This window comes from Formosimonas limnophila (assembly GCF_014652675.1).
GTDB classification, from domain to species: domain Bacteria; phylum Pseudomonadota; class Gammaproteobacteria; order Burkholderiales; family Burkholderiaceae; genus Hydromonas; species Hydromonas limnophila.
Map to the genome: position 1 here is coordinate 1 of NZ_BMZG01000015.1, position 20258 is coordinate 20258.

23 protein-coding genes and 1 tRNA gene are annotated in these 20258 nt (G+C 50.7%); 7 read left to right on the plus strand and 17 right to left on the minus strand.

Features of this window, described 5'->3' with window-relative positions:
* A partial coding sequence (locus tag IE082_RS10545) for a POTRA domain-containing protein (protein WP_189493874.1) occupies window positions 1-427 on the minus strand: 427 nt, incomplete at its 3' end.
* A 582-nt stretch (window positions 428-1009) separates the two neighbouring features.
* Here IE082_RS10545 and IE082_RS10555 point away from each other — a divergent pair.
* On the plus strand, window positions 1010-1402 hold the full coding sequence (locus tag IE082_RS10555; protein WP_189493876.1) for a hypothetical protein: 393 nt from the start codon (window positions 1010-1012) through the stop codon (window positions 1400-1402).
* A gap of 229 nt (window positions 1403-1631) precedes the next feature.
* Here IE082_RS10555 and IE082_RS10560 read toward each other — a convergent pair whose 3' ends face one another.
* From IE082_RS10560 to IE082_RS10630, 14 genes are all read right to left on the minus strand, one after another.
* On the minus strand, window positions 1632-4115 hold the full coding sequence (locus IE082_RS10560; protein WP_189493877.1) for a transglycosylase SLT domain-containing protein: 2484 nt from the start codon (window positions 4113-4115) through the stop codon (window positions 1632-1634).
* Between the two features lie 431 nt (window positions 4116-4546).
* Window positions 4547-5347 carry a hypothetical protein gene (locus tag IE082_RS10565; protein ID WP_189493878.1) on the minus strand — a complete coding sequence of 267 codons (801 nt, stop codon included), beginning with the start codon at window positions 5345-5347 and terminating at the stop codon, window positions 4547-4549.
* Window positions 5348-5375: 28 nt separating this feature from the next.
* Window positions 5376-6944 carry a hypothetical protein gene (locus IE082_RS10570; protein ID WP_189493879.1) on the minus strand — a complete coding sequence of 523 codons (1569 nt, stop codon included), beginning with the start codon at window positions 6942-6944 and terminating at the stop codon, window positions 5376-5378.
* A 3-nt stretch (window positions 6945-6947) separates the two neighbouring features.
* Complete coding sequence (locus IE082_RS10575; protein ID WP_189493880.1) at window positions 6948-7613, minus strand: hypothetical protein; 666 nt, start codon at window positions 7611-7613, stop codon at window positions 6948-6950.
* Entirely contained in the window at window positions 7606-8319 is a 714-nt protein-coding gene (locus IE082_RS10580; RefSeq protein WP_189493881.1) for a helix-turn-helix domain-containing protein, read from the minus strand. The genes IE082_RS10575 and IE082_RS10580 overlap by 8 nt, the downstream gene beginning before the upstream one ends.
* Window positions 8320-8350: 31 nt before the next feature.
* Complete coding sequence (locus IE082_RS10585) at window positions 8351-8647, minus strand: hypothetical protein (RefSeq protein ID WP_189493882.1); 297 nt, start codon at window positions 8645-8647, stop codon at window positions 8351-8353.
* 329 nt (window positions 8648-8976) lie between these two features.
* On the minus strand, window positions 8977-9999 hold the full coding sequence (locus IE082_RS10590; RefSeq protein WP_189493883.1) for an IS110 family RNA-guided transposase: 1023 nt from the start codon (window positions 9997-9999) through the stop codon (window positions 8977-8979).
* 93 nt (window positions 10000-10092) lie between these two features.
* Window positions 10093-10797 carry a DNA methyltransferase gene (locus IE082_RS10595; RefSeq protein WP_229809826.1) on the minus strand — a complete coding sequence of 235 codons (705 nt, stop codon included), beginning with the start codon at window positions 10795-10797 and terminating at the stop codon, window positions 10093-10095.
* Entirely contained in the window at window positions 10790-11233 is a 444-nt protein-coding gene (locus tag IE082_RS10600; RefSeq protein ID WP_189493884.1) for a recombination protein NinB, read from the minus strand. The genes IE082_RS10595 and IE082_RS10600 overlap by 8 nt, the downstream gene beginning before the upstream one ends.
* A gap of 7 nt (window positions 11234-11240) precedes the next feature.
* On the minus strand, window positions 11241-11462 hold the full coding sequence (locus tag IE082_RS10605; RefSeq protein ID WP_189493885.1) for a hypothetical protein: 222 nt from the start codon (window positions 11460-11462) through the stop codon (window positions 11241-11243).
* A 16-nt stretch (window positions 11463-11478) separates the two neighbouring features.
* Window positions 11479-12255, minus strand: a complete 777-nt coding sequence (locus IE082_RS10610) for an ATP-binding protein (RefSeq protein ID WP_229809827.1) — start codon at window positions 12253-12255, stop codon at window positions 11479-11481.
* A complete protein-coding gene (locus IE082_RS11305) occupies window positions 12242-13063 on the minus strand; it encodes a helix-turn-helix domain-containing protein (protein ID WP_229809828.1) in 822 nt (273 codons plus the stop codon). Before IE082_RS11305 ends, IE082_RS10610 begins: the two co-directional genes overlap by 14 nt.
* A complete protein-coding gene (locus IE082_RS10625) occupies window positions 13060-13263 on the minus strand; it encodes a helix-turn-helix domain-containing protein (protein ID WP_189493887.1) in 204 nt (67 codons plus the stop codon). Before IE082_RS10625 ends, IE082_RS11305 begins: the two co-directional genes overlap by 4 nt.
* Before the next feature lie 72 nt (window positions 13264-13335).
* Window positions 13336-13572, minus strand: a complete 237-nt coding sequence (locus IE082_RS10630; RefSeq protein ID WP_189493888.1) for a transcriptional regulator — start codon at window positions 13570-13572, stop codon at window positions 13336-13338.
* A 147-nt stretch (window positions 13573-13719) separates the two neighbouring features.
* On the opposite strand from IE082_RS10630, the gene IE082_RS10635 reads away from it, so the two are divergent.
* The 6 genes from IE082_RS10635 (at window position 13720) to IE082_RS10660 (ending at window position 18606) form a co-directional block, all read left to right on the plus strand.
* Entirely contained in the window at window positions 13720-14193 is a 474-nt protein-coding gene (locus tag IE082_RS10635; protein ID WP_189493889.1) for a hypothetical protein, read from the plus strand.
* Window positions 14194-14209: 16 nt separating this feature from the next.
* Complete coding sequence (locus IE082_RS10640) at window positions 14210-14554, plus strand: hypothetical protein (RefSeq protein WP_189493890.1); 345 nt, start codon at window positions 14210-14212, stop codon at window positions 14552-14554.
* 205 nt (window positions 14555-14759) lie between these two features.
* Window positions 14760-15440, plus strand: a complete 681-nt coding sequence (locus IE082_RS10645; RefSeq protein ID WP_189493891.1) for a hypothetical protein — start codon at window positions 14760-14762, stop codon at window positions 15438-15440.
* On the plus strand, window positions 15427-16944 hold the full coding sequence (locus IE082_RS10650; protein ID WP_189493892.1) for a YqaJ viral recombinase family protein: 1518 nt from the start codon (window positions 15427-15429) through the stop codon (window positions 16942-16944). Before IE082_RS10645 ends, IE082_RS10650 begins: the two co-directional genes overlap by 14 nt.
* 2 nt (window positions 16945-16946) lie before the next feature.
* Complete coding sequence (locus tag IE082_RS10655) at window positions 16947-18332, plus strand: DNA cytosine methyltransferase (protein WP_229809829.1); 1386 nt, start codon at window positions 16947-16949, stop codon at window positions 18330-18332.
* Entirely contained in the window at window positions 18319-18606 is a 288-nt protein-coding gene (locus tag IE082_RS10660; RefSeq protein ID WP_189493893.1) for a hypothetical protein, read from the plus strand. The genes IE082_RS10655 and IE082_RS10660 overlap by 14 nt, the downstream gene beginning before the upstream one ends.
* Window positions 18607-18612: 6 nt before the next feature.
* Here IE082_RS10660 and IE082_RS10665 read toward each other — a convergent pair whose 3' ends face one another.
* Window positions 18613-19977 carry a tyrosine-type recombinase/integrase gene (locus IE082_RS10665; RefSeq protein ID WP_189493894.1) on the minus strand — a complete coding sequence of 455 codons (1365 nt, stop codon included), beginning with the start codon at window positions 19975-19977 and terminating at the stop codon, window positions 18613-18615.
* A 154-nt stretch (window positions 19978-20131) separates the two neighbouring features.
* Window positions 20132-20207 (minus strand) — tRNA-Ala (locus tag IE082_RS10670).
* Between the last annotated feature and the right edge of the window lie 51 nt (window positions 20208-20258).

Sequence of the window (20258 nt, forward strand, 5' to 3'; positions counted from 1 at the left end):
CGATGGACAACGTCGCGCCACCCTGATATTTGCCCGTGCTGCGAGCACCTGTGTCGTCTAATGTGAGGTTGCCACGAAACGGGATGGACTTCTGTGCCCAAGTGATGATGAGGTCCGATTCGTTGGGTTTGTCAGCCGGTGCGACTTTGATGTCGGCTTCAACTGTGGGCACGCGTTTGAGGTTTTCTAAACCCATTTCGATGTCACGCAGATTGAGGATGTCGCCCTCTTTAATCGGTAGCGCATTGAAGCTATGCGCACGCGTGACATTGGTCTTATCCGCGTTCGTTTGGTCAAATGTGATGTTGCGTACTCGACCAGGAATGACGGTGAGCTGCAAAGTGCCACTTTTAAGGTCTTGCGGTTCCGCAAGAATGCGTGTGGTGGTGTAACCACGGTCAATAATAGCGTTCTGTGCAGCGGTCATGANAGTTGACCTTTCACTCGATGATTCGCTTGCGTGACAATAATGCGCTCGCCTGACTGTGTGTCAATCGCCATCAAACCCGTTTGGTTCAGGGCTTTATCCAATGCAAACCCGAACGTCTGCGCAGAATCACCAACCAGCTCAATGTGCTTGATAAGAAAGCTCGGCGATTCAGTCAATGGCAGCGTGATGGTGACAGGCTTATCTTTGGCCTGCTCTCCATCCAAACGAACATCAGGCGCCGGTGGCTGCTGTTCTTGTACTTGCTTTGCTCGATCTTGGGCACGGCGCAACTCGTCGGTTTGGATGTCTGGCAATGTTGGCGCTGCTTGTGCACGCAAAAGCACAGGCATCATCAAGATGCCTGCGGTGAACAAAATCCGAACGCTGTGATTGAAACGCATGAATGAGGGGGCTTATGGTATTGAGCAGAAAATTAACCTGCCATTATACCTTTTGGCAAGAGGACTGGCAATTAAATGCTGGGGGATAACTCAGCATTTCCGAGACTATAAGCTATTATTTAAAATAAATCAAATCTATACTTTTTTGTTGGTCTTGTCATGGTTGGATAATTTGCCCATGAACACTCTGACTCAAACGGAAGCACAATTATTTACCGAGCGGTTTCTATTACTATTAGAAACAGTCGCCCCCAAACTCAAAACCGCCAGAGAAGTGGCAATTCAATTTAACTTACGACACAAAGGCAAACCTGTCAGCGACACAGCTGTGCATTATTGGATGACAGGTCAGTTCATGCCATCGGAGCCATACCTCCTGACTTTGGCTGCTTGGTTCAATGTTTCCGTGCACTGGTTGCGCACAGGTTATGAATCGCCCGATGACTTACCCCAGTTCTCGCCGACACAGTCTATGCTATTTAACCGCATCAGCACTTTGTCAGAAGAAGAACAACAAGCCATGATTCAATTGATTGATTTAATTATTCGCGCCAAAGCCAGTCATCAATAATTTGAAGCAAATCCGCTAAGTCTCTATTGATTTCACTGATGTCAATTGGGACTGCCATAAACACCCCTCCTCACACACACCCAGCCGAGGCGATGCGCCCCATTCCTCGGTCACCAACCTCTTGTGCCACCTGCACACTGGGGGCATCATGTGAAGCCCAATGCTAAAAGCTATTTATCTTTTTACACATTATCGCCCGTCACTCAAAAACCTTCTCTTGACCTAATGGCTATGCTATGCCAATCCCTCCTGAGACCGCCCATGCGATTTTGTCATGACTGACTCGTTGAGACAGACTTTTGTGTGCCAAATAAGGGGCTTGTGGTGGGTTTGAGTCTGGAACAACAGGCACTTGCGTGCGTTGGCTTGAGCTGCTCGCTACGGTGATACTGGGCACAGCGATGGCCTGTGTGGCAATGGCTGGGGTTTGAATGCTTGGTGCGGTAACTTGATGAATCATTGGTGAGCCAATGGTTTGAGGAGTGACACCTGTAATGGGATAAGCGGGTTTATTCGGTTGTGCTGTCTTAGACTTGGGCGGTGTGGATACGTTGCCCATGGCCGCTAAAACCAATTGCCGCCCCGCCATCACCTTGGCATAGTATTCTCGGTTCTCAGCACCATTAAGTTTGCCCGCTTGACCATTCCAGCCGCCATTATAGCCTCTGAACATGGCTTCATCTGATACTTTGCCCAGTGCGCGTTTGCCATTCTTATAACGGAATGTGTTTAGGCTCATTTCCTGCATTTTGAGGGCATCCTCAAAATTGGCAGGGTTGAACGTTCGTTTGGCATCTGCCTCATGTCCCGCTTGAGTTTTTGGCATGATTTGTGCCCAGCCTTTCGCACCCGCGTGGCTGACTGCGTTGGGATCGAGTTTGCTTTCTTGGTACATTTGACCCGCAACCATCCCACGCTGCAAACCGAGTTTGTCATCGAGGGCAAAGGTTTGATTCAACTGTGCCATGGTGAATGAGCCTTTAGCACCTTTGGGTTTGATGATTTGCTGGCTTGCACCTGTAGTGATGGTTGGTGTGGTTTGTGTCAATGGGACGGCTGACTGGGTCAAGCTGGGTAGCCCATGGCGCACCATGTCCTCGTACCGCTTGGCCGCACCCTTGTTGCGAAACGCAAAGTGAATGTGACCGCCTGTGGCTTTTTTGGATTTGTTGTTGTATTCGTCAATCAACTGAATGTCTGTGCCTTTGCCGCCCACCGTAAAGCCCATGGATTCGACGTATTGTTTGATTTCGTTGTAACGCTGCTTGGCGGCGGTGTTTTTGCCATTGTTGAGCCCCTTGGCTTGCATTTGGTTGGCCGAGTCAAACGTGGTATCAAACCCCAAGCCATCTTTGTGCAATGAGTGATAACCCATGTTTTTATGATATTCATCGTTCAATGAGGCGTGACGCAATACGTCTTTACCAAATCGGTCATTGATCGCATGTACCATGGCTGTGAGCCCATTCTCAGTTGTACCGCCATTGGTCGCGCCCGCTTTGAGTTTGAGTCCCTCGTAACTAAATGGATTTTTTGATTTCAACCAATCAACGCTGGTTCTGGTCGCACTACCCACCGCTGCCCCCATTTTCTGCGCTGTGGTTGGCGTGCCATCGGGATTAGCGCCTTGCACGTTGTGGTCGTGAAACGCGTCTTTTGCAGCCTGAATCCCATCCATGACATTTGACATGGCGGTTTTAGCAACATCTTGAACACTTTGCGCCATGGCTTGAATATGGCCTGCAATCACCGGAAACGTGGCTTGGAAACGCTCAAAGGCATTTTGTGCAAAAGTAGTCAATGAGCGGGTGCTGTGACCAAACAATGTGGTCATGTCATGGCGTGTGTTGTCCCACGCGCTTTTCCAATCCTTTTGGTACAACCATTCACCAACGTTTTGTCCGATCTGCTCACCCTCCATGCTGCCAATCGCAGCACCAATCATGCCGCCCAATGCCGTACCGACAACAGGCACTACTGAGCCAATGGTGGCACCCGCCACACCACCTGCGGCAGCGCCTGCCAAGCCGCCACCGAGTTTGCCCCAAACGCCTGCCTTTTGATGCCCCTTTTGCTCATCAGGTAAATTGGCATCACCCAAGCGCGACATCTGCCACGCCGCTGTGCCCAATCCCAGTAACGTACCCAACACGGGCAGTCGGCGCATCAAGCCTCCGCCAGCCCGAGCCACTCCACCGAGTAGTTTCTTTGAACCTCCCAAAAAACCACTTGTTTTGCTCGATGGTGCACCACTGCTCTGACCAGCCGCTTTACCTTGCACAAATTCCATTGCGGCTCGATTAAGCCCCTTGCCCCTCAAAACACTGGGCGTGGGTTGATAAGATTTGTCAGAGGTCTTTTGTTTTGCCATACGCTTGAGCAGTTTGATTTGCTCCTGCTGCGCCTTGTGTGTGACCGCATGACTTTGATTGATTTTTTTGTCTTGTGCTGTCGGCAATGCACCACGTTCGATAAAACGGCCATTGGCATCACGGTGGCGAATGCCATGGGATTGCTTGCGTGGTTTGGATTGTGGTGTTGGAGGACTGGCTTTGGGCAGCTTTAAACCGATGTGCAGTTTGGGTGATGGCTGGGCGGGTGGCACGGCTTTGACATGGTTTAATATCTCTTCGGTATTGTCGTGAATGACCTCCAAAATATCTTTACCGCCACGCCCCACTAAGAAGCCATCTTTGTCGTGTTTGAGTGCCATACTTGCCTTTTGCTTTGCGAATGCTAAAGGTCAATTCTAAGTGGCGGTATCTCTCAAACAGTTGGGGGTTCAGACATGAAAAAACACGGTCACTCAAACCGTGTTTTTTATTGAATCAGTATCTACACTGCTGAAACTTTGAGCAATCTTGGTTTACTCATTGACGCACAAGGGTTTTTTATCCTTGTCCCAATCTTATCCACAGGGTTATTCACGGGTTTTGGGGATAAGACTCAATACAATAAAACAAGATAGTTTTTAAGGCACTAGACAACGAAGCAAAATTGTACGCGCCGCTCGCTGTATTATTAATAGCAGTTAAAGCCTAGTTAATTGTGGCATATCATGACGCTAACTGTGTGATTGACTTGCCTTAAAAGAGCTCATGCATCAGTGACACATGAGCATTAAATCATTGGCAGGCAGCGTTTTTATGAGCCTTTCGCCCTTTGGCCTTTTGACTCATCGTGCTGCTTTTGATCAATCAACAGTGCCAACAACGCAATCACCCGTTTGTTCTTTTGCTCATACCAATTGGCAGTTGTCATGTAATACACAGCCACCAACAGGAATGTTAGCACGACAATCTCTAAAGCAAGGAACGCTTCCATTTTGGATGCCATTATCATGGACTCTAACTGCTTGAGAAGCGATTGAGATTCACCTGCTTTTAACAAAAAAGTAAACACAGCCGTAGTCGTTGCAAAAAATGAAAACACCCAAGCCACTGCTTTTTTTAAAGGCATAGCAAAAACACTAAACGGCGGGCTATTCGCAAAAAAAATATGGGCACATTGCAGGTCAGGCAAGGCTTTACTCGCTAAAAAACGCTGCAACACCAAAAAATCTCTGCTGTCTTTTTGCAGATATGTAAAACCTTCTCGCAATAGCTTTTTAGCAGTAAACTCTTTGCCCAATAGTCCAATTATGGCTTGAAATAAAATAGTAAAACCTGTACTTAAAAGAGTAAAAATAAAAAACAGGATGAATCTAAATCTCCATGATTCCCGTACAAATTGAGCCCAAAAATCCGCTATTTCATAAGACACCCACCAAAACAACAGCACCATCCCTAACAACCACAAGGCAATAAAACCTTTCCAGCTAAACAATAGCCTGAGTACTTTCTCACCTTTGTTTTCAGCGGGTAAATGACGAATCAACTTATAGCGGGAGTTACACGTATAGCATTCAATTTTCTCTAAAATTTCAGTCAAAGTATTGTGTGTCATATTGATCAATGGCTAAGTGGTTAAAAACTCATTTTATCTCAGCAAACAACGCCTTGGCTTCCTCAAGGAAATTTGCCGCTGTCTCTTCCTCACCACTCACATCCAGCGCCGCATCCGAAACGTTGTAGTAAACATCCTCTAAAAATGCAAAACTCATCGCATCAATAATGTCAGGTGACTTGATGCCCTTGGCACGCATGTCAATTTTGCTCATCATCTTGTAACGCAGTGCGCCCTCTTCTGTGAAGCTGTACGGTAAGCGTGAACCTTGTAACAGCAGTTTGGTTTTCAGAATACGCTCAAGGTTTGGCGTGATGCTGATTCGGCCTTGACGCACCGCATCCCTGAAGCGAACCATGGCGCAAGCCCTGAGATTAAAATAACGGTTCTTGTAGGCTTTCTTAAAGCACGGATTGCCCCAGTTGACGCGTTTGACGTTTTTACCGTCACGCTCCAGCAACTTGGCAAACTCAGCCCCCGCACCGCCTGCATCAACCACAATGGTGGCATTGGATAAACTATCGTACAACTCACTGACCAGCCCCCTAAAGTCGGTCATGTCTTTGCTGTTGGTGCATATCGGAATATCCACATATTCGATACGACGGGCATTGTCACCAAAATCATCATCCCCACAGACCTTAGCCAGCACGCACACCGAATCATCACGGTATTCGCCCATGCCCACGTCCACCAACAACAACCAGCCCCATGCATCATCAGCTCGTATCGGGCTGGGTTGCTTAATGCAAGTTTCAAGCGCCGCTCGGGTAAGCAGGTTCTCGTTTTCATTTTCGGCAAACTGAGCAAGCACACGAACACGGTACTCCACACTGTTTTTGCCACCGCTTTCAAACTCAACATTCTTGAGCCACTCCAAGGTCACAAACGGCGAGTTTTCGCTCGAAAACCTCAAGTCGTGCCAATTGCCGCCATTGGCAATGGATAAGCTGTGGTGGGTGTTGTAAAAAAATCCTGCGTTGCGTGCCCCTTGTGAGGCAAGCAAAGTGCGATTGCCGCCTTGGGTTTGCGTGCCATTGATGACATCGTAGTGTTCATCAGCGACACCAGCGGCCTCATCGACAATGATGAGTTGCCAGTAACGGTGTTTGCCCGCAATGCTGACCGCGCTGCCTTTTTGCATGGCAAACTTGTGAATAAACCACTGGGTTTTATAGCCCTTGATGTAAAAGCTGTCTGTCTGCGCTTGTATGTAGTCCACAATCCAAGCAAACTCACCCTGCTTGATTTGCAGCAGCGCGTCGTTCATCTCCTTCCACACACCTTCAGCAACCTGCTCGACCTTGGCCGCACCAATGTAGGTGTTGCTGCCGATTTCGTACTTGCCATCGTAATACGCCACAGGGAAACACAGCATGTGCCACAGCGCAATGCGGCCATACATATTGGTTTTTCCCGTCCCTGTGCCCGACACCACCGAGACGCGGGCGGTGTTGGGCTTAATCGCTTCGAGTAACTCGCGCTGGTCATCACTGACCAAGCTGCCACACACACCCATGACAAAGCCGAGCGGGTCGTTCTGAAACAGCTCAACAAACCGCTCATAACGTGGATCATTCAGCAGATTGGGACTCACTGGTTAGGCTTGGCCTTTGCTGTTCGGTGTTTGAGCATCCTCACGTCGCTGCACCACTCGACTCATCATCTCTTGTGATTTGCGTTGATTCTCTTCGGTGATTTTGCGCAAACGCTCAACCGACTCACCTGTGTGGTGGTGCTCGTTGGTGGTCTCGGCTTGGGTTTTCCAACCAGCGATGTTCATGGCTGCCAAGGTGGCAAATCCACTTTTGTACGCCCCTGTCAATCCGCCGCGAATCACCAAGTCAATCTGAATGTCTTTGCATAGGCTGTAAGCGTGGGAAAACTCTGTATATTTGAGTGTGCCATCCTCATGAACCGCTTGAGCCCAAGCTCTGAGCGTGGTTTCGTTCACACCAATGGTGCGAGCAAAACCATTGAACGTCACAAAGTCAGTGGCAACGATTTTGGTATTCTCTTGGGCATCTTCTCCCACCTCTAAGCAACGATGCCAACCCTCATCAAAATACTTGAGTATGGCGGCCACATACTCAGGCTGATACAAGGTGGGGCGACCATGACCATTAGCATAGTTGTTTCCCTTGGGTGCAGTCACACGCACTTGATTGAGGTGACGCTTCATCGCTTCGCTGGTGGGTTTCTTGGCGACCCTTGGCTTACGTGGTTTAGTGGTCTTGGTGATTGTTTTGTCTCTATGCTCACTCACTGCCCACCTCCTCAAACAACGAGCCTGTGCCGTTGCTCTGATTGGCAGCCTTGCTCAACGCGTGACTGACAATCAATAAATCGTTATCGCTCAAACCGCCATCGAGTTGAGACAGTGCCTGTTTGGTGACACCAATCGAGCGCACCCAGTCCGAGGGATTGGAGGACACTTTGAGTTTGACCTCTTCGTGGTTGTGTCGATTGACCTGTGTACGCAATTGCTCTATCTTGGCAGCCAACGATGCGCCACCACGCATGTCTTCAAACTCTGGATTGAGTTCGACAAACCGATTGAATGCCGCAATCAGTCGCTCACATTCGGCTTTATAAGCCAAAGCAGACTCGGCTCCCTCGCGTGAGTTGACAATGGCACTGGCCGACATCACTGCTATGGCATTCAAATGCCCCATGAGCGTGTCTTTGAAAATTTTGGTGTAGGTGGCGGCACTGCGCAACTCAGAAGGTTCTGACGAACGCCCCACCAAGTAGTCCATTGATACCCCATAAAAATTAGACAGTGCATCAAAGGCATATAGATTGATGGGCACTTGATTGGTTTCCATCTCACTGATTTTGGACTTGTTGAGTCCTGTACCGACAGCTACCTCATCCAATGAATATTTCAAGTGGTGGCGCACTGCCCGCAGGGTTTTACCCACCTCACGAAACAAGCGGTCTTGTTTGATGCTCTTTTGGATCACAGCCATAATTCACCTCCTGTGTTTGTTACTAATTTCATCACTTGACCACCACCAACCCACGCTCAAACAACAAGCCGATGGTTCGGCGGTGCGCCTCATCCCAACGCTCCTGACGCTCTGACCGACTCAAGTCACGGCCTTGGTCAATCTGCTGGTGGCACGCCACACACAAAGCGGCCAATCGGTAGTCGTGTGCTTTGATGCCCATGCCTTTGCCATCGCGCAATTGATTGGAGTGACTCGCTTGTGTTTGCCCCTCAATGCCGCAATCCTCTGCCTGACAAGGCAAGCTGGCGACCGCGCGGCGCAGTTTCTCGTTTCGGTAGTGGCTCATGGCTGGCTATATGGACGCCTCCAGTTAAGCAAGAACAAATTGAATGTTTATGGCAGGTTGGTCGCAAATCTATATCCAGTCTTATTGCAGAATAACAAGATACGATTTCTGCGGACTCCAATGGAAATTCGCTGATTCACGCCTCATTCTTTCAACGGGCTTATGCCCCGCCAACCATTCAGGCTTGGTGAATCACGGTCTAACCTATATACCCATTCTTTTGTTGCTTGCGTAACGCTTGACGTGCCAATCCTTTTAAAAGTTGTTAATCAAACCTTGGTCTTTTGGTTTGTAAAAGACCAAGGAGCGCGTTGTTTGCGCCAAAGCCTTTATACTGGCTTGACACTGATAAAATCCTTCTGATATTGCCTGTCATGTGCCAACAACGCCCAAATCGTTCGGGCCATTTTGTTGGCCAATGCCACTGCAACCACGTTCTTGGGTCTGCGTTTACTGATCTGCTCAACCCAAATCGTCGGCTGCTTAGCGTGGGTCAACACTGATCGTGCACCATGTATCAGCAGCGTTCGCAAATACGTGTCGCCACGACCACTCATGCCCAACTGCCTAACTTTGCCACCTGTACCCGTATGACTGGGCACCAAACCTAAAAATGCCGCAAACTCAGCCCCCGACTTGAATGCTTTGGGGTTGCCCATTGTGGCGACTGCCGCTGTCGCAGTAAGCAATCCCACGCCAGGTATTTCGGCGATGGCTTTACAGGCTGGACTCTCTTTCTTCCAATCGTTCAAACGTCTTTCAATCTGTGCAATCTCTTCGTCGAGTTGTGTTAGTCGAGCATATTGCTCGCGTAACGTGTCAATCAACATCGCTGGCAAACGCTCGTTTAACCTTGCCAGCACATCATTCATGGCGCGATTGAGTGAGGCTCGACCCACTCCCATGACCTCACCGTATTCAGTCAGCAAACCACGAAGAGCATTTACCTGCATCGTACGAAACTTAATCAGTTGTGACCTCATTCGATGTAAAGCCAGTACTGCTTGTTGCTCTTCAGTTTTAACCGCAATAACCTTTGTGCCATGCTGTTGAACAGCAACCCAAATCCCCCGTGCATCAGCTGCATCGCTTTTGTTGCCATTGACAAAGGCTTTGACAAACTTGCCTGACATCAATCTGACTTCGTGACCCATGTCGGTCAGCTTACGTGCCCAATGCTGCGCACCACCACATGCTTCCATGCCAATTAAACATGGCTCAAGGTTGACGAACTGCTCTAAAAATACGGCTCGCTTCACTTGTCTGTTCACCACTTCGCCCGTTGTCATATCAACGGTATGCAACTGAAATACATTTTTTGCAATATCAATGCCATATACGGTAGTATTCATTTCGGGTTCTCCTGTCTCAAATGGTATGTTTTGAAACTCCATTTTGGCACTTTGATGCCGTTGACAGTGAGAACCTTTTTCAGTTCTCAAATATCATCGACCTCGCCCGTTAGGGGGAGGCGTCCATTCCATTCTTTCAAAAAGGTTGATTTGTTGAACGGCTTGTTTGAATCGCTCAACGCTGGCTTTAAAGTAGGTCTCGTCCAACTCGGTGCCATGAAACTCAAAGCCGAGCTTGTAAGCTGCAATGGCGCTCGAAGCACTGCCCAGATGGGTGTCGAGAATTTTGTCACCCGGTTTGGCGAATTTTTGGAGTTGCCACTCGTACAACTCGATCGGTTTTTGGGTCGGGTGTATTTTCTTGCCCCTGCGGTTGCTGCATTTGAACAAGGGGGCGGGCTTGTTGAATGATGTCCAGCCCAATTCGACTTGGCTAAAGTTCGGCCATGGTTGGCACTTGTCCCATGCAATCACACACCGTGTCGGTTGCAAGTCAAAGTAGTTGCCGCCCCAAATGATTTGTTGCTTGGAGACCCGAAACAGCTCTTTGAAATAAGCAGGGCTTGGCTTCACATCCCAACGGCCAATGTTGCCCGTGTTGAGCAAGCGCGATTTGAGTCGCCCTCGCCCTTGGCTGGCACTCTTGGGCAAGCCATACGGCGGATCAACAATCGCCAAATCAAAATAGCCATCGGGAAACTGCGCCATGTAAGCCATGCAGTCCATCTGGTACAGGTGAATGCCTGCCTCATGGCTGTAGAATGAGTCCTGTGCTGCATCAATGGTGTTCTCAAGCATGTGCGGCTCGCTTCGGTTGGGTCAGTCGATGGTAGTAAGCCAGCCAATAAGCACGGTCTCGTCTAAATTCCACCTGATGGTTGGCACCAAACGCATAGATGTATTCAAGCAATTCAGCAAACTCTTTCTTACTCAACAGGCTGGTTTTAAGCCCCAAAGCAATCACACCCGTGCCGTCGATGTTGGGCACGTATTCGCTCTGAAAAAATGAACCTGTAAAAATGTCTTTCCATTGTTCTTTGGTGCGTGGCTTGCCACACCACAGCACCTGTTCGGCCACATCGCGCAAGGCAGGCCACAAGGCGGCGTTTTGTGCCAAGGTGCGCGTGGTGTCCTGCATGAGCACCGCCATGCCGAGTGGCAAGGCTTGAAGTGCAGCTATCGCTCGCTCACGAATGGCGTCGTTGACCACAATGAATTGTTTTTTATGAATCATGGTTGTCTCACAGATGGTGTGTGTGCCCAGAGGGCGTGGTGATGTGATGGGTGGTATTCGACTGCCCCACTTTGAGTACGCCGTCGTCCCAGCACAGCCGCCCTGCTTTGAGGTGGGCATCGACCACCCGCTCAAATCGAGCATCACGGCGCTGATAGCCTGCAATCACATTGAGCAAGGCTGAGCGAGTCGTCGCATGTCTGGCCCAGTGCATGGCATCTCGACTCATATTCAATCCCCAAACCTCAGCCACGGTAAGAGGCCCAAGTAAACGGCACGGCTATGCCACCGCCCTCACGCAAGCGGTCAATCACCCGCTCATCAAGGTAGGCAGACAATTCATTGACCATCAAATTGCTCAGCACGATGGTGGACTTTTTGCGGTTGTAGCGGCCATTGATGATGTCGAACAGGATGAGCTTTTCGGTATCAGAGCCAAACTGCACACCCACTTCATCCAAAATCAACAAGTCCGGCTCAATGAAGTCACGGATGGCCTGTGATTCACTTCTCGGGCTGTCTTTGCGCCATGTGTCTTTGACGTGTCGCACCGCGTTGAGCACCGACACAAACAGCGGATAACGCCGTTGCAAAATCAGCTCATGGGCAATGCCGATGGCCAGATGGGTTTTGCCATTACCGACGTTGCCGCAGAAAATCAAGCTGCGCCCTTTGGCTTGCGGTTCATCAAACTCCTGTGCATACCGCTGTGCGGCAGATAGCGCATAGGCCGATGCCTCACAACTCGGCTGGTAGTTGGACAAAAAGCGGTTTTCAAATCGCTCAGGGATGTGCGCGGCATTCAGCGCTTGCCGAGTCCGCTCGGCCATGCTGACCAAGCGTTGGCTGTCGCGCTCGATTTTGTCGGAGGCACGCAGGGCGGCCTCATGGCAGGCCTTGCAGTTCATTTCGCCCCAGCGATACACGCCTGCGACATACGCACCGTGGGTCGGACAAACCCGCTTGACCTCACGGAGTTTTTGATGCTGAGCAAGCTGCGGATGTGGTTTAAAAACGTCCATCGGAACCAATACCTTTCCTGTAATCACGGGGATTCTGTGCTGGGTTGCTGGCGGCAAACGCGGATTGACTGGCCTTGTTGCGGCTGGCATACCACGTTGCCCGAAAGCCAATCCAGTTGGCCTCTATCGAGACTTTGATGGCGTCAGACAGGCTCAGTTGTGCCTGTGCCGCCTCTCGTACCACCGCATTCAAGGCGGTGACGGTCAGGGTTTTGCTGCCCTTGTCGCGCCGAACGGCGAACCAGTCGATGGCCACCTGCTCGTTCACACCAAGGGCGACCAAATCATCCACGGTCAGTGCGGCTTTGTTTTTTTGCTTGGAGGGTGTGGCCGACGGTGAGCGTTTTTTGCGCGTTGATGTTTCTTTGATGGTTACTGATGATTCATGATGGTTATATGCGGGTGCAACGGTTTGCACCCTTTCATGCTCTGTTTTGCACCCTTTATGCGTCAGATTGCACCCTTTATGTTCCAAATTGCACCCTTTATCCTCTTCCGCAGCCTCCTTTTTTAACGGTGCAATTTCTGCACCGTTTAGCCAATCGCTGCAAATACAGTACTCTCGGGTGTAGCTGCGCCCGCCGTTGCCTTTATTCACCAAAATCAACCAGCCAGAGGCCTCCATCCCGCGCAACTGATACTGCACACTGCGCACGGATTGACGGGTTTTCTCGGCCAGTGTTTCCACCTTGGGAAACACCCGTGTGCCATCGTCATGGGCGTGGTCGGCCAAGGCCAACGCCAGCAGCATTTCGCCACCGCCATTGGGGTAGCGCTCAAACACGGCGGACATCACCTTGACGCTCATACGGGTTCACCCACCAGCACATAGCGGCCATAGCGTTTGCCATTGCGGAACTCCATCTGCGTGAGAATGACGTGCCCCGCCGCTCGCAGGTCACGGATGGCCTCTTGCAAACTGGTGATGTGGTACAAACGGCTGGCCGCCATGTTGGTGATGGACTGGCCCCGTTGCAAATGCTTTAAAATGGTTTCGTTGCGACTCATGACATCCTTTTTTAGGCTTTTATTCGATTTTTAAGTGACTTTTTGTGAAACTTCGTGGATAATCCGCTTCCCTTAGTTTCTGGCGGGACCCTCTCGACGCAAATAAGACCAATCAATCGAGGGGTTCAGACGCTCGCAAGCGATGCCTGTGGCTTTTTCAATTTCAATACAACGAGCCCTTGGAATTTCGCCTTTGCTTTTCCAACAATGAATGGCCTGTGCCGTGATGTTCAATGCTTTGGCCAACTTGACCGCTGTGCCAAACACAGCAATCACCTCATTGACCACCGTTTTTTGCTTGTGACTCATGTCACCTCCTGTCCGTGATTTGTTGCAAATAGTAAAGCAATGCTTTTATTAAGTCAACCAATAACCGAATTTATAAAACATTGATTGTTTTTTGTTTGTGCGCTACACTGTCAAAAATCAAGTAACACTTTATAAATGGAGCATGACATGCACATTGGCGACAAAATCGACGCGGTACTCAAGCAAAAAGACATGAAGCGCACCACCATGGGCAAGAAAATAGGGGCGATTCTCGGTGTGAAACCACCGAGCAGCCAAGCGATGCGTGGCTGGATTACCACAGGACGAATAGATAAGGGCTGGTTGTCGGCCATCGCTCAGGCACTCGATGTGAGTCTGGAGTGGCTGATCAACAACCAAAACCACACAGGCATGGACAGCACCGCCCCAGTGATGAGCGGACAGGGCATTCCTGTTGAAACGGCCAAGCAGGCTGCCGCTCAGGCCTATGCCGCCGCTCAAGCGGTTGGCAATTTGGATTCTGAGCAATTCGTTAAAATGTTTTTATTATTCTGCAAAGTCGATGAGCGACCCGCAGTCAACCCGCCGAGCCATGTACAGACCATTGAGGGGAATCACAATACCAACACCCAAATGGGCCACATCACCATCGGCAAATGAAAGGAGAAGTCAATAGATGACAGACAAGCAGCAAAGAATCAGTGGGGATGGCAATAACAATATGCAAATTCATCACATCACTGTGGCAGGCGACTTGATTATCAATGCGTACATTGATTTAAAAGCGATCATAACCATCGAGCACCCGCCCGTCATCAGCAACAAACAGGCCTGCAATCTTCGTACCATCGTCAGAGGCATTACTTTGCTCAGCCACCACAACGGCTGCAAAGACACACAAGCCCTGCTGTTTGAGAAGATCAGCCAAGCCACAGGCGCCAAGACGTACAAGGACATTCCTGCCAGTCTGTACGACACCGCAGTAGCGACACTCAAGCAGTACGTCCACACGCAGCGATAACAAAAAAGCCGCCGAACGTTTGTTCAGCGGCTTTTTTTGTGCGCACGATTAATAAAGCGAATAAACCATATTTGCTTGACTTTATTAAAAGCATTGCTTTACTATCTGGCTTCTCATGATTTCAGATAGGACCATTCATGCTTTTAACTTCTTTTGCTGGACGCTTCACCAGTCCATCCCGTTTTAACGTCCCCCGAGGCGAGGCATGAAGCCGGCCATCAACCAATTGCGCCAGTTATCAGATGCCTTTGCGTCTGAGGACATCAAGCTGCTGGCCAAACCCCTCCATGCCAATGCACCCGCCGAGTATTGCGAGACTTGTGGCGGCCATCACGGCCAACCCGCTCAGCACATTCAATACGTCGGCCATGCGGCATTGACTAAACGCTTGTTGGCCGTTGACCCGCTGTGGGATTGGCGACCACTGGCCGCTCATGAAGATGGTACGCCTCGGTTTGATGCTTATGGCGGCCTTTGGATCAAATTGACCGTCTGTGGCATGACCCGCTTGGGTTACGGCCACGCCGATGGCAAGGTCGGTGGCAACGCCATCAAAGAGACCATCGGCGACGCGCTGCGCAACGCAGCCATGCGATTCGGTGCCGCCTTAAGCCTGTGGCATCAAGCAGAATTGAATCCACGCAATCAGCTTGACGTGGCCACCCATGTCCATGAAACACCTGCTGCTGCCACCACAACCGCACCAGACAAGCCCCTCTATCCACAAGACCTGTTTGACCAAAGCCTGCCCGCTTGGGCCAGTCTCATTACCCATGGTCAAACCAGCCACAGCATTCGCCACAAGCTCGAAACCACCTACACCCTCACCGAATCACAACTGGCGGCACTGGCCGCATTAGGAGAACCCACTCATGCAAACCATTAACCTCACCCAAGGCACGCCCGAATGGCACAAGCACCGCTTAACCCACTGGAATGCCAGTGATGCGCCCGCCATGATGGCTCAGTCGTCACAGAAGACCCGCACCGCCTTACTACACGAATACGCGACAGGACTCAAACCCGAGTTTGATGCGTTCACACAAAAGCTGTTCGACAAAGGCCACCGTTTCGAGGCCTTGGCACGCCAGCACATTGCCGAGGGCATTGTCGGCGAGAAGCTCTACCCTTGCGTGGGTGTCGATGGCAAGCTCAGCGCCTCATTCGATGGCTTGCCCATGGATGAGCGTGTGTGTTTTGAGCACAAAATGCTCAATCAGACCTTAAAGGCCTGTCGCTCTGCCGCAGAGTTGCCGATGGAATACAAAATCCAAATGGAGCAACAAATGATGGTATCAGGGGCGAAACGCTGCTTGTTTGTGGCTTCTGATTGGGACAAACAAGACAACTTCGTGGACAAGGTGGTGTTCTGGTATGAGTCGGACTTAGGACTGGCCCAGCAAATCGCCGATGGCTGGCTGCAATTTGAGAAAGACTTGGCCGACTATGTGCCAGTAGCACCCGCCAGCGTGCCACAGACCACCGAAATTGTGGCGCTGCCTGCCTTGAGCTTGGAGCTGATTGGCACAGTCAAATCGAGCAATCTCGCCGCTTATCAAAAGGCTGCCGAGTCTTTCATTTCAGGCATCAACACCGACTTAAAGACAGACGATGATTTTGCGCAAGCAGAGAAGTCAGTCAAGTTTTGTAAAGAGGCTGAAGACAAGCTGGTGCTGGTCAAAGACGCGGCACTGGCACAAACCGCCAGCATTGATGAGCTGTTTCGCACCATAGACCACATTTCGGCGACACTGCGCAACAAACGCCTGACCTTGGAGCGTTTGGTCAAATCACAAAAGGATGCCCTCAAAACCAATCTGATTGTCAAAGCCCAACAAGCCTTTAATGCCCACGTGTTTGATTGGAATGCCCAACTGGCGGGTGCGGCATTGCCGCCGATTGCGGTGCGGTTTGCGGAGGTGATCAAAGGCAAGAAGAGCACAGCGAGTATGCAAAGTGCGCTGTCTGACGAGTTGGCTCGCCTCAAAATCGAGGCTGACGGCAAGGCTCGCATCATTCAGGCCAACTTGGCTCATTTGGCGGACTTTAACGATTATCGGTTTTTGTTTGGCGATTTGGCCCACATTGCCAGCAAAGCCTGTGACGACTTTGCGGCGTTGGTCAGTGTGCGCATCGGTGCACACAAGGAGGCACTGGCTATGAAACAAGCCGCCAGCCAAGTGCAGAGTGTCTCAGCCCAGTGGTTGAAAGAGAGCCCCCCTGTCACACGCACCCATGCCCCCAAAACCCATCCAGTGGACTTATCGCGCCCCGTTGCAGAGTTGCCCGCGCATTTGCAAGAAGAACTGCGCCAGCTCATTATCTTTGCGCATCAGCATGGGTACAGCCGAGACACCGCAGCGCTTGAGTATTTGGTGGGGGGACTGTAGTCATGGCGGCCCAAGCGATGCAATATGGCTCGGTGTGTAGCGGCATTGAAGCGGCCACGGTGGCATGGCAGCCCTTGGGTTGGCAAGCGGCGTGGTTCAGCGAAATCAATCCCTTTGCCTGTGCCGTATTGACAGAGCATTACCCCCACGTGGTCAACCACGGCGATATGACGACACTGCCCACACGGATTTTGAAAGGCGAAGCCGCTGCACCAGATGTGTTGGTGGGTGGCACACCCTGTCAAGCGTTCAGTGTCGCAGGCAATCGAGAAAGCCTGCAAGACGCCCGTGGCAATTTAACCCTCACCTATGTGGAGATTTTAGATGCAATTGACCTTGTTAGACACACCCGCCACCAAGCCCCAGCCATTGCCGTCTGGGAAAATGTCCCTGGCGTGCTCAACACCAAAGACAACGCCTTTGGCTGTTTTTTGGGGGCGTTGGCTGGGGCCAGCTGTGAATTGCAGCCTTCAGGGACACGCTGGACAAAATCTGGTTGTGTGTATGGACACCAACGTACCATCGCGTGGCGGGTTCTTGATGCCCAATATTTCGGCGTGGCACAACGACGCGAGCGTGTCTTTCTTATCGCAAGTGCTCGTACCGACATCGATCCCACGCAAATACTATTTGAGCACCACCGCCTGCGCCGGGATTTTGCGCCGAGCCGTGACACGCGGCAAGAGACTGCCAAATCTTCTGTTACAGGCGCTATCGAGCGTGGTACACCAAGCAGTACCGCAGTGACACCAGCATTTAGCGAAAGTGGTTTTGCGCAATTTAGCCCAGCCAATGTGGCCGGCACACTGCGGGCATCCGGTGGAGCCAATGGCTTGGGTTCGGAGACTCTGGTGGCCGATGTCGTCGCCATCAGTGGCAACATCATTGATCGAGCCCCGCAACATGGCGGGAATGGCTTGGGTGTCGGACAAGATGGCCTATCACCCACTTTGACCAGCGCAGACCGTCACGCGGTGGCCTTTGACTTGACACAAATCACCAACCCACACAATCGTTCAAGCATGGTGATTGACAAGCCCGCTCCGACTTTGTTGGCCAGCGCCCAAATGCACGTGGTCTCGTTTCAATCCAATGCAGGGGCGGCCATCAGTATGCCTGTGTTTGAAGAACTCACGCCGACTCTGACCACCAGCGCAGAAAAAGTGGCCGTATGCCATCAGTATGAAGTGCGGCGTTTGATGCCTGTGGAGTGCGAACGCTTACAAGGCTTTCCCGACCACTATACCCAAGTTCCCTACCGTGGTGGTCCCGCAAAAGACACACCGCGCTACATCGCCTTGGGCAACTCCATGGCCGTGCCCGTCATACGTTGGATTGGTCAACGAATCAATGATTTTCTAAGGAGGTTAGAACATGAACAGCATTGAACAAGCCATCATTCATGCCGTGCGTTTGAGTGTGACTGAAGCGATTGAACCGTTGATTTTAAAGATTGAGGCCTTACAAAAGGAAATCGTCGCACAAAGCAACCCATTGAATGAGCCTTACTTGCAGTTAAAAGATTTGGCAGTCAAACTCGGGTGCAGCGTGTCCAAACTCAAACTGTTTCGCAATAGCCATCCCGATGCCCCCAAACCCAACCCAATGGGCTTGTATGACTGGTCGGAATGGCGCCAGTATTTGAAAGACACACCGCTGTAAACCCGCTCACACAACTTCGGCGACTGGCTGAGGCTGTGACACACCCGCCATGTATTTGGCGGTCAAGCGCGCTAACTCGGCGCGTTCTTTGATTTCGGCCAAGCTGGGCTCATCCACAACCGTCTGAGGTTCAATAGGCACGGATTTCGGTTCAGCAGATTTAACTTGGTCTGCCATCAAGTCATCTAAGTAGTTGGCATACCATTGCATCATTTCGGTACGTTCTTCAATGTACAACGCTCGGTTATAGGCTTTGGTCACTTTGTTTTTCTCGACGTGCGCGAGTTGTCGTTCAATGACTTCACCACGCCAGAGTCTTGACTCATACAAGTTGGTCGATGCCGTCGAACGAAAACCATGCACCACAATCTCATCGGCTTTGTAGCCCATCAAGCGCAGCGCTTTAAGGGCGGTGGCATCCGAAATCGAACGATTGGCTTTGACCTTTGAGGCAAACACGTATTTGTAGCGACCTGTCACAGCTTTCATGGCGGTGAGCAAAGCAATGACTTGATCCGACATGGGCACGAGTAGGGGTAGCCCCATTTTCATCTTCTCGGCGGGGATTTCAATCAGTTTCTTGTCCCAGTCAATCTCTGTCCACTCCAACAAGCGTGCCTCAGTCGGGCGCAAAAACACATAAGCCACAAAACGCAGATAGTGGCGCACGATAAACCCATCATACTTGCTGATGTTGCGCAGCAAGCGGCCAACCGCCTTGGGTTCAATGATGGCGGCCATACTGACCACAGGCTTGGGAATGATGGCACCGACCAATACTGCGGCTGGGTCGGTTTTACAATAGCCACGTGCGACACCGTAACGGAAGATGCGACTGGCCAGCGCACGGGCGCGAATGGCGGTCTCTGTGGTGCCTCGGTCATCAATTGAGTCAAGGCAATGCAGCACATCGGGTGATTCGATTTGGTTGATGGGTTTGTGGAGTTTGGCAGCAAGGTCTTCAAAAATGATGCGTCTGGTACGAAAGGCATAGCCTTCTGACCAATTGCTACGGTTCTTTTCAAACCATTCCAATGCTACCGCTTCAAAGCTCGGTGCATCGCTGACATCTGAGGGATCAAACTTAAAGTGGGATTTTTTGTAATCGGCAGGGTCTTTACCTTCTGCGATGAGACGAGCGCAATCGTCTCGTTTGAGACGCGCGTCAAGGAGACTCACTTCAGGATATTTTCCCAAAGCGATGGTATTATCTTTTTGATTGAGGAGATAGCGAAAACGCCAGAGTTTGCCTCCAGCTGGGGTGACGATCATAAATAGACCATCGCCGTCGTACTTCTTAAATTGTTTGTTGGGATTTGGCTTAAAGCCTTTGATTGAGCGGTCTGTGAGCACTTTGGGGTATCCTTTCATTGACGGGGTATATTCGTTGCAAATATACCCTGAAAATAGATAACCTCAAATGACCGTTCCTAACAGCCGATGATGTTTCGTTAAAGACAATCCTCAATGATGCTGTGGCTTACAGAGCTGTTTAGCCCAAATTAGCCAAGCCTAACTTCGAGGGTGGTGGAGGATGACGGGATCGAACCGACGACCCCCTGCTTGCAAAGCAGGTGCTCTCCCAGCTGAGCTAATCCCCCTAAGGATTATCGCTAACTATTAAACATCCGATAAGTGTGAGCACATGTAGC